2 protein-coding genes and 1 pseudogene are annotated in these 3,721 nt (G+C 71.5%); all 3 read right to left on the bottom strand.

What is annotated here, in order from left to right:
* Positions 1-117: 117 nt before the first annotated feature.
* A pseudogene (locus DY157_RS11125) lies at positions 118-489 on the bottom strand (ISL3 family transposase); the annotation flags it as partial.
* Positions 490-634: 145 nt separating this feature from the next.
* Complete coding sequence (modB, locus tag DY157_RS11120; protein WP_115728714.1) at positions 635-2,683, bottom strand: molybdate ABC transporter permease subunit; 2,049 nt, start codon at positions 2,681-2,683, stop codon at positions 635-637.
* A complete protein-coding gene (gene modA, locus DY157_RS11115) occupies positions 2,680-3,501 on the bottom strand; it encodes a molybdate ABC transporter substrate-binding protein (protein ID WP_115728713.1) in 822 nt (273 codons plus the stop codon). The genes modB and modA overlap by 4 nt, the downstream gene beginning before the upstream one ends.
* Between the last annotated feature and the right edge of the window lie 220 nt (positions 3,502-3,721).

The raw sequence follows: 3,721 nt of genomic DNA, 5'->3' as shown, positions 1-3,721 counted from the left end.
ACCGGCTCGTCGAAGGCCGCCTCACCACCAACTGGAAACAAGCCCTCGCCCAACTCGCCGCCGCCTACCCCGACCGCATCACCCCCTACCTCTAACCCCCACTTACACAAAACAATTGACAAGCTCCGCTTCGAGAGCCCAGCGCACGGCGCCGCGTGAGAGTTTCGCGTGCGTGCGGGCCGCGCGGCTGGTGTCTTGACGCCACACATGCCCACACCCGGCGCACCGGTAGCGGCGCACCCTGACCTCCAAGGTTGTGGGCCGCCAGCCCACCGGTTCGTGGGCGAGGCAGCGGACCACGGTGCCACGAGACACGCCCTCGCACCCGCACCGCCGGCACCACCGGTCGTCTGCGGCGACCCGGCACGCCAACACCGCCCGGTCGGGCTCAAGACGCTGGCCGGTAACGACCAGACCCAACTCGTCCACACGAGCAAACGCCGACAAGTCGGGGCTGGCGAACACTTCCTTACGGACACAAACGCTAATGTGAGGCACGTCGAGGTCTTTCGTGACGAGGCTGTAGCAACCCCCATCATCGGAAGACCTCGACCCCTATCCACACACCAACACGCCCACACCCCTACACCCCAAACTGCGAAGAGCCGGTAATGCTCTCGGTGAGGGGGCGGGATCAGGAGGCGTGGAGCGGGATCGCGCGGACCTGCATCGCCTTGATCGTGCACCAGACCTCATCGCCGATCGCGAGCCCGAGCTCCGCCCAGGCGCCCGCGGTCAGCCGCGCCGCGATCGTCGCCCCGTCGACGTCGACCCGGACCGCGAGGACGCCGCCCGCCTCCTCGACCGTCAGCACGCGTCCATGCAGGACCGTGCGGGGCGACCCGACCATTGGCTCGCGCGAGAGGGCGACCGCGTCCGGCGCGAAGTGGAGGGCGACCGGGGAGCCCTCGACGATTCCGTCCGGCGCTCCGTCCAGCCCGTCATCGGCGGACGGAGTCGCCCCCTCACCCGGCGCCGGGTCTTCGCCCTCGTCGACGAGGCCCGTCAGCCTGCCCGAACCGAGCGCGATCGACACGAGGCGCGAGCCGGACTCGCGCACGAGCGCCTCGCCCATCACGACGTTGAGGCCCGCGAGGCGCGCGCCGAACAGGGAGGCGGGCGCCGAGACGACGCGGGCGGGCTCTCCGGATTCGACGACGCGCCCGCCCTCGAGGACGAGGAGGCGCGAGGCGAGGGCAAGCGCCTCGACGAGGTCGTGCGTGATGAGGAGGACCGTGATCCGCTCGCCCGCGAGACGCCGGGCGACGACGGAGGCAACGCGGGCGGAGGCCTCGACGTCGAGGGAGGCGGTCGGCTCGTCGAGGACGAGGACGTCCGGGTCGAATACGAGCGCGCGGGCGATCGCGACCCTCGCGGCCTGCCCGCCCGACAGGGCGTCGCCCCGCCGATCCGCGAGGCCGTCGAGGCCGACGGCGCGGAGCTGGGCGAGCGCCGCCTCGCGCGCCTCCCTCTTTGGGACGCGACGCGCGACCAGCGGGAAGGCGACGTTGTCGAGGACGGACATCGACCCGAAGAGGCACGGCCGCTGCCCGACGAGGGCGACCGCGCGCTTGCGCGCCGGAACGAGGACGCCCTCCCCGTCGACGACCGTCCGGCCGATGCGGGCCTCGCCCTCGTCGAGGGCGAGCGACCCGGAGATCACACACGCGAGCGTCGACTTCCCCGAGCCGTTGCGGCCCATGACGGCGGTGACGACGCCGGCCGGCAGGACGCAGTCGACGTCCCACCCGCGCTCGGCGATCCGCCCGCGCACCGACACCTCGACCGGGTCGAGTCGGGCGAGGGCCCCGTCCTCGTCGATCGACGCGGCGAGCGGGGCGGAGGAGGACGAGGACGGGAGCGCGTCCTCCTCGGGCGGGAGAGGCGCGGGGCGGCGGGCGCCGATCGTCTCCGTCACGCCGACGACCAGGGCGGCGACGAGGAGGAGCACCATGCCGAGGACGAGCGCGAGGTCGGTGTCCGACTCGCGCGCGAGGTAGATCTGGAGCGGCAGGGTCCTCGTCACGCCCTGCAGGGAGCCCGCGAAGGTGAGGGTCGCGCCGAACTCGCCGAGGCAGCGGGCGAGCGCGAGAGCCGATCCGCGCGCGAGGCCGGGCACGACCTGCGGGAGCGTCACCGAGAAGAGGACGCGCGAGGGCGAGGCGCCGAGCGACGCGGCGGTCTCCTCGAGGCCCTCCGGGCGGGTACGGAGCGCCGCCTCGAGCGTGACGACGAGGAAGGGCAGGGAGACGAACACCTGCGCCATGACGACCGCGACCCAGGAGAACGCGATCGTCACCCCGGAGGACTCGAGCGCCTGCCCGATGAGGCCGCGCCGCCCGAAGGCCGCGATGAGCGCCATGCCGGCGACGACCGGGGGGAGCGACAGCGGGAGGGCGACGAGGATCCGCGCCGGACCGACGCCCCGCCACGTCCTCGATAGGAGGATCGCCAAGGGGACGCCGAGCAGCAGGTCGACCGCGAGCGCGACAATCGCGGTCTTCAGCGAGAGGCCGAGGGCGGCGAGCGCCGCGTCGGTCGAGAGGAGTTCGGGGAGGCGCCCCCAGGGGACGCGCGCCCCCATGAGGACGAGGGGGACGACGAGATAGGCGAGAGCGAGCGCGCCGAGCGCCCCGACCCCCCAGGGGATCGGGGAGACGACCGGCGCGCCCCTCCCCCTCATCGGGCCGCGGGGGTGAATCCGGCGGCCTCGAGGACCTTCTGGCCCTCGGCGGACAGGACGAGATCGACCCAGGCCTTCGCCAAGTCGGCGTGCGACGTGCCCGCCGCGACCGCGATCGGGTAGGTGTTCACCGCCTGTTCAGCCCCCTGAATGTCGACCGTCTCGACCTTCTCGCCCTCGGCGAGAGCGTCGGTCTTGTAGACGATACCCGCGTCGGCCTCGCCGGACGCGACCTTGCCGCGCACGTCGGTGACGGCCTGTTCCTCGGAGACGGGGTGGAGCTCGACGCCGAGGGCGGCCGTCAGCTTCTCAGTGAGTGTGCCGCAGGGAACCTCGGGCGCGCAGATGACGAGCTTCGCGTTGTCGAGCGAGGAGTCGAGTCCGGTGACGCCCGCCGGGTTGCCGGGGGGCGTGATGAGCGTGAGCATGTTCTTCACGAAGACCGCGGGCTCCTCGACGAGGCCCTGCTCCTTCGCGGAGTCCATCGTCGACTCGTTCGCGGTCGCGAGGACGTCGGCGCCGCCGTTCGCGGCCATCTGCGCGACGAGGTCCTGCGAGCCGGCGAGGTTGAGGACGACGTCGACGTTCGGGTGGGCGGCCTCGAAGGTCTTCTCGAGCGCGCCGAAGGTCTCCGTGAGGGAGGCCGCGGCGAAGACGTTGAGGGTGATGTCCTCGACCGGAGCCGATTCGGCCGCGGAGGACGAGCTCATGGCGGCAGACTGATCGGAGGCGGCGTCGTTCGCCGAACCGGACTGGGCGCAGCCCGCGAGGGCGAGGCCGCAGGCGGCGAGGGCGGACAGGAGGGAAAGGCGTCGCATGGGATCACTCCGCATCTATATCGATGGAACAAGACGTGTTTATTCTAGGTGAGAGGATGCCGACGACGAAACACTCGGGGAAACTTCATGTAAGAGATTGAGTTTTCCCAGTTCACAAATCATTCGGTTCACCTTCGCCGATCCGACCTGACGCCCCTTTCAATTCCCGATCCTTCGATGCGCCGCCCGGGCCTCGTCGATCCGCGCCCCGCCCCGAACC

Source organism: Actinomyces culturomici, from assembly GCF_900499005.1.
In the GTDB taxonomy this organism is placed as follows: Bacteria; Actinomycetota; Actinomycetes; order Actinomycetales; family Actinomycetaceae; genus Pauljensenia; species Pauljensenia culturomici.
This window is presented reverse-complemented; position numbering and strand designations above follow the sequence as displayed.